This is a genomic window from Xanthobacter sp. BG11Y11_SDJG (assembly GCF_057364445.1).
Genome location: NZ_JBNFNU010000912.1, coordinates 1 through 492 on the forward strand (window position 1 = coordinate 1; position 492 = coordinate 492).

General features: G+C 74.0%; 1 protein-coding gene. It reads right to left on the reverse strand.

Annotated elements, in window-relative coordinates:
• On the reverse strand, positions 1-235 hold a 235-nt coding region (locus AC2W7M_RS27260; protein ID WP_486136377.1), incomplete at its 3' end, for a DUF2478 domain-containing protein.
• Between the last annotated feature and the right edge of the window lie 257 nt (positions 236-492).

Sequence of the window (492 nt, forward strand, 5' to 3'; positions counted from 1 at the left end):
GGCTGCATCCGGCGGCGCCGGGGCCGAGATCCTGGTGCAGGCGGTGGGTCTCGCCGGACACGAGGTCGAGCAGCAGCACGTCCTCGTGGCCGCCGCCCTCGGGCAGGCGCTCGATGACGCCGATCACCCGCACGCCGCCCGACGCGAGCCGTCGCGCAGCCTGCGCCAGGAGCGCCTGGATCACTTCGCGGTCGGCGCCCTGCACGGCGAGGATCATGGAACGTTCGAGCGGCATAGGCATCATCCACCGGCCCTGCCGCACGCCCCGCCTGCGCGGGACGGACGGCCCATCGGCCGCGCGTATTATGCGCGGTGCAGCACGCCTGTCAGCTTCGGAATATCCCGGGGCCGGGACAGGGTGTCGGGGCGGCCACAGATCTGGCACCGCCCCACCCGTTCGCGCCCCCTCTCCCCTTGCGGGAGAGGGCCGGGGTGAGGGTTTCGCCGTCCCGTGGCGAGCCGCCACGCACAGATCGCAGCTCCGCGCGCCCT